This window comes from Elusimicrobiota bacterium, from assembly GCA_026388075.1.
Classification (GTDB): domain Bacteria; phylum Elusimicrobiota; class Endomicrobiia; order Endomicrobiales; family JAPLKN01; genus JAPLKN01.
This window is the reverse complement of record JAPLKN010000008.1, coordinates 1-5,416: the sequence shown is the minus strand read 5'-3', so window position 1 is coordinate 5,416 and position 5,416 is coordinate 1. Positions and strand designations below refer to the sequence as shown.

At 37.6% G+C, this 5,416-nt stretch carries 5 protein-coding genes; all 5 read left to right on the top strand.

The window, feature by feature from the left end:
- A partial coding sequence (locus NT145_00320; GenBank protein MCX5781142.1) for a flavodoxin-dependent (E)-4-hydroxy-3-methylbut-2-enyl-diphosphate synthase occupies positions 1-562 on the top strand: 562 nt, incomplete at its 5' end.
- Positions 563-593: 31 nt separating this feature from the next.
- Positions 594-1,061: a transcription elongation factor GreA gene (gene greA / locus NT145_00315; GenBank protein MCX5781141.1), complete on the top strand. Its 468-nt coding sequence runs from the start codon at positions 594-596 to the stop codon at positions 1,059-1,061.
- 471 nt (positions 1,062-1,532) lie between these two features.
- Positions 1,533-3,245 (top strand): proline--tRNA ligase, encoded by a 1,713-nt coding sequence (locus tag NT145_00310; GenBank protein MCX5781140.1) that lies wholly within the window; start codon positions 1,533-1,535, stop codon positions 3,243-3,245.
- Positions 3,246-3,411: 166 nt separating this feature from the next.
- Positions 3,412-3,876, top strand: a complete 465-nt coding sequence (locus NT145_00305) for a ribosome maturation factor RimP (GenBank protein MCX5781139.1) — start codon at positions 3,412-3,414, stop codon at positions 3,874-3,876.
- Between the two features lie 130 nt (positions 3,877-4,006).
- The coding region (gene nusA, locus NT145_00300) for a transcription termination factor NusA (GenBank protein ID MCX5781138.1) at positions 4,007-5,416 on the top strand (1,410 nt) is incomplete at its 3' end.

Sequence of the window (5,416 nt, the reverse complement as noted above, 5' to 3'; positions counted from 1 at the left end):
AATCCTTGAATCTTTGAATTTTTATGATACTATAGTTTCTTTAAAAGCTTCAGATGTTGTGACAACGGTAGAAGCCTATCGTCTATTTGCTTCAAAAAGCAATTATCCGCTTCATCTGGGTATTACTGAGGCCGGTTCAATATCAAGCGGCGCAATAAAATCATCTGTCGGGCTGGGGATTTTGCTTTATATGGGTTTGGGCGATACTGTAAGAGTTTCGCTCACGGCAGATCCTGTTGAAGAAGTTAAGACTGCATATCATATTTTGCAGGGCTTGAATCTTCGTTCTGCCGGGATTGAAATGGTTTCTTGCCCGACATGTTCCAGATGCGAGGTTGACCTGATAAAAATAGTAAACGATATAGAAAATAGGCTTGCGCAATTTAATTACTTAACTTCTAAATCAGCAAAAAGACCGATAAAAATTGCGGTTATGGGATGCGTTGTAAACGGCCCCGGCGAAGCTAAAGAAGCGGATTTCGGAATTGCCGGAGGAAAAAATACCGGGCATTTGATTGTATTATTATCAAAATTAAATAAAATATCACTAAATTGTAATTAAGTATTGTGTCCACGAATTATTAGGAGTTCAAATGGGCAGCGAAATCTATTTAACAAAAGACGGAAGAAATAAGCTTATTGGCGAACTTGAAAATCTTAAAAAACGAAAAGTTGTTACTACAGAAGAGATGTCCCGAGCTCGGGAACACGGCGATTTAAAGGAAAACGCTGAATATCATGCAGCGAAAGAAACATTAACCAACATAGCAAAAAGAATTGCGGAAATAGAAAGTAAACTTTCAAACGTAAAAATAATAGAAGAGCAGAATCTTGATTCAAGCAAGGTTTATATAGGCGTAAAAGTTAATCTTAAAGATCAGGACGGAGACGAATATGAGTATACGATAGTGGATGCTGAAGAGGCAAATCTTTCTGAAAATAAGATATCTATTCAGTCCCCGCTGGCTCAAGGTTTGTTGGGGCATGAAAAAGGGGATAAAGTTAAGGTAAAACTCCCTGTCGGAGAAATGGTTTACCAAATTCTTGATATTTCTAGATAAAATATAGCGTAAAGCGCCGTCCGCCTCAGGCGGAGGCAGGGATAGCGTTTAGCGTATAGATAAGACATCAAAAATTACAGAATTAAATAGGGCTTACTGAAAAATGAAACTACTTATTGAATTATCAATAAATAGTTTGGCAAGAATACAGTCATAAGTGCACGGTTTTTGCGTAGTTATTGTTAAAAAGCTTGCATTTTTTATCATTTATAATTTTTCGGTAAGCCCTGATTATCAGCCCTAGGCTGATCTGCCTGGGGCATGACACAGATTGCAAACAGCGATTACACGGATACACCGACGAAGTTTAATCTGTGTAATCTGTCTTAATCGGTGTAATCAAGAGGGCAATGAGTTTTTCAGTGCCCCCTAAATATTAAATAATTTTTTTACACTTTTAACTCTTAGTCTTAAATTATTAATTTTTTTTACTATCCGCTGTCCGCTCTACGCTATACGCTAGGAGAAAAAATGAGACTATCAAAACTTTTTTTACCGACATTAAGAGAAGCGCCAGGGGATGCCGATACTATTTCTGCTAAACTGATGTTTCGTTCCGGGATGATACGTAAACTTGCTTCAGGTATTTATGAGTGGCTTCCTTTGGGCTTGAAAGTATTAAAAAAAGTTGAGCAAATTATCCGGGAAGAAATGAACGCCATAAACGGACAAGAGGTTTGGCTTCCTCTTCTTCTGCCAAAAGAGCTTTGGGAAGAAACGGGCAGATGGGCGCTTTACGGAAAAGAGCTATTCAGGCTTAAAGACAGAAAGGAATCCGACTTTTGTTTAGGCCCTACCCATGAAGAAGTTATAACTGATCTGGTGCGCAAAGATGTGAGATCTTACAGGCAGCTTCCTCTCATGCTTTATCAGTTCGGGACAAAGTTCAGAGATGAAATTCGTCCGCGATTCGGCATAATGAGAGCGCGGGAATTTTATATGAAAGATGCCTATTCTTTTCATACCGATGAAAAAGATCTTGAAAATTACTATCAGCAGGCTTATAATGCCTATAAAAAAATATGCGACAGATGCGGATTTAAATACAGGGCAGTTGAAGCATCAAGCGGATTGATCGGGGGGTCCTTTTCTCATGAGTTTATGGTATTGGCTGAAACCGGCGAAGAAGAAATCGCCTGGTGCGGCTGCGGTTACGGAGCCAACATAAATAAAGCTGAATGCAAAAAAGAAGAAGCGTCAGGTTCGGAAAAAAAGGGAACCCTTAAAGAAGTTCATACGCCCAATAAGCGCAGTGTTGAAGAAGTAGCAGAATATCTAAAAGCGGACCCTAAAAAATTTATAAAAAGCCTGATTTATGAAGCTGACGGAAAACCGGTAATGGTTTTGGTTAGGGGTGATTATGATGTTAATGAAACAAAGGTTATGACTATTCTTGACTGCGCGGATTTAAAACTTGCCGGAAACGAAGTAGTAAAGAATTTCAGCGGCGCAGAAATCGGTTTTGCAGGCCCGGTAAATCTTAAGAAAAAAATAAAAATTCTTGCTGATTTTTCTGTAGAAAATATAATAAATGGTATTTCCGGGGCAAATAAAACTGACTGCCATTATGCCGGAATTAATATTGGCAGGGATTTTACTGCTGACATTGCGGCTGACCTTAGAAAAATAAAGCACGGGGATAAATGTAATCATTGCGGAAAAGTGCTTGAGTTTTCAAAGGGAATTGAAATCGGCCATGCGTTTAAATTGGGCCAGAAATATTCTAAATCAATGAAAGCCGCTTATCTTAATGAAAAAGGTGAAGAAAATTTGATGGTTATGGGCTGTTACGGTATAGGCGTATCCAGAATAGTTGCTGCAACCATAGAACAATCTAACGATGAAAACGGAATTATCTGGCCGGTACCTTTAGCGCCGTATAAGGTTATTATTGTTACTATCAATTCAGCAGACGAGCAAACTCGCAAAAAAAGTGAAGAAATTTATGAAAAACTGAATTCTTCCGGAATAGAGACATTATTTGATGACCGTGATGAAAGAGCAGGAATAAAGTTCAAGGATGCGGATTTAATAGGAATTCCTTATAGGATAACAGTAAGCGAAAAAAATCTTAAAGATAATAAAGTAGAGTTAAAAGCCCGCTGGCAGAAAAATACGGAAACACAGTTTATTCCGATTGAAAACGTATTGTCTGAAATCAAAAAAGCATTAAAAATTGATTAATTCTATTTATTGTCATCTTTCCAAACCTTCATTATCTAATCTTTCCGATATTGACTAATCTTGATTATTTCGTAAAAATATTATACAATCAAAACGTAGTTGGTTAGGATTCCAAAAGATGAATTCTTTACCATCTTCTAGTGAGGATGGTTTTTTTTTCTAAAAAATGAGCATAATAAAACAACTAGAAGATCTTATTGGCCCTATAGCACAAGAAATGAATATGGAGCTTGTGGATGTTCAGTTTGTGACTGAATACGGAAAAAAGGTTTTAAGAATATTCCTTGATAAAGAAGGCGGTTTTGGTTTAAAAGACTGCGAAGAGATGAGCTCAAAGATAGCCGAAATACTGGATAAAAGCGATATATTGACTTATTCATATATTTTAGAGGTTTCTTCGCCCGGACTGGAACGTGTATTAAAAAAGGAAAAAGATTTTGTTAAATTTCTAGGAAAAAATGTGAAAATATCAGTTTTTGAGCCGATAAACGGTCAAAGGCATTTTCACGGGACTTTGACATCATGTCAAAACGGCCGGTTAATTGTTGATGATATAACCGGGAAAACGGTAACTATAGACATATCAAAAATTGCTAAAGCTTGTTTGAGCCCTGATACAACAATAAAATGAACCCCGTTAGAAACAGTGAGAATTTAGGAAGAAACAAGCAATAATGAAAATTATATATTCGGTTTTTAAAATCTTTCATAATAAACAGTTATTTAGCTGTTTCTAACGGGGTAAACCAAAGGAGAAGTAGATGTCAGAAAAAAGCGAATTATTAAGCGTGTTAGAACAGATTGAAAAAGACAAGGGGATAAAAAAAGAAGAAATTCTTCAGGTAATAGAGAATGCTCTTGTTTCTGCATACAAAAAGCACGTCGGAAAAAATGTGAATGTTGAAGCAAAGGTTGACCCTGTGACCGGCGAGATGACTGCTTATGCCATAAAAAAAGCGGTTAAAGATATTAAGAATCCTCTTCTTGAGATAAAACTAGATGATGCAAAAAAAATTAATCCTGAAATAAAATTAGATGAGGACATTAAAATCCCTCTTGATACCCAGGACTTTTCCCGTATAGCGGCCCAGACGGCAAAGCAGGTTATTGTCCAAAAAATCAGGGAATCGGAACGCGAAACTCTTTTGGAAGAGATGAAAGCTAAAGTTGGAGAAATGGTTAGCGGAGTGGTATGGCGGTTTGCCAATAAAAATATTATTGTTGACATAGTTAAAACCGAAGCAATACTGCCTATTTCAGAGCAGGTTTTCAGAGAAAAATTCAATCTTGGCCAGCATATAAAAGCAATTATAGTCAAAGCTGAAAAAACTGCCAGAGGACCGTCAGTAGTATTATCGCGGACTCATCCCGATTTAGTAAAAGCGCTTTTTGAAGTTGAAGTCCCCGAAATCTATGAAAAGGTAGTTGAAATTGTAAAAATTCTTCGTCATCCCGGTTTACGTTCAAAAGTTTCTGTTGTATCCCATAATCCCAGAGTTGACCCTGTCGGCGCCTGTGTAGGAGTAAAGGGTGCAAGGGTAAAACCGATAATTGATGAGTTACAAGGAGAAAGAATTGACCTAGTGGCTTTTTCAAACGATCCTCAAAAATATATCGCTTCGGCGCTTTCGCCCGCAAAAGTTTTGTCTGTAACAATTATTTCTGACCAAGAAAAGAAGGCTGAAGCGTTGGTTGCCGATGATATGCTTTCTTTGGCTATAGGAAGAAATGGGCATAATGTTGCTCTGGCGGCAAAACTTACCGGATGGCATATAGATTTAAGATCAGAATCCCAGAAAAAACAAGAAGCTCAGGAAAAAAGCGCCGTTCAGACCGAAGACCTGGTAAAACTTGAAGGCATAGGGCCGAAGACCGCGGAAATTCTAACTAAGGCAGGGCTGACCAATATTCAAAAACTGGCCAATTCTAAAGTAGAAGATCTCACTACTCTTCAAGGAATCGGCGAAAAAACGGCTGAAAAGATAATTGAAGCCGCGAAAAACTTCATAACTGAACAAAAAAAGGAAAATGGCAAGACAGAGAAGACGGAAATAGAACAGGTTAAGGTTGAGCCCGAAGAAAAAAAAGAGGCAGAAGCAAAAGAAGAAACAAAAGAAGAAAAAGAAAAAGTCAGAGAGAAAAAAGGAAAAACTGAGGAAAAAGCTGATAAA

Bases quoted from the DNA above. Each gene is read 5' to 3' on its own strand.
- greA (MCX5781141.1), top strand. From the start codon at position 594: ATGGGCAGCGAAATCTATTTAACAAAAGACGGAAGAAATAAGCTTATT.
- NT145_00305 (MCX5781139.1), top strand. From the start codon at position 3,412: ATGAGCATAATAAAACAACTAGAAGATCTTATTGGCCCTATAGCACAA.
- NT145_00310 (MCX5781140.1), top strand. From the start codon at position 1,533: ATGAGACTATCAAAACTTTTTTTACCGACATTAAGAGAAGCGCCAGGG.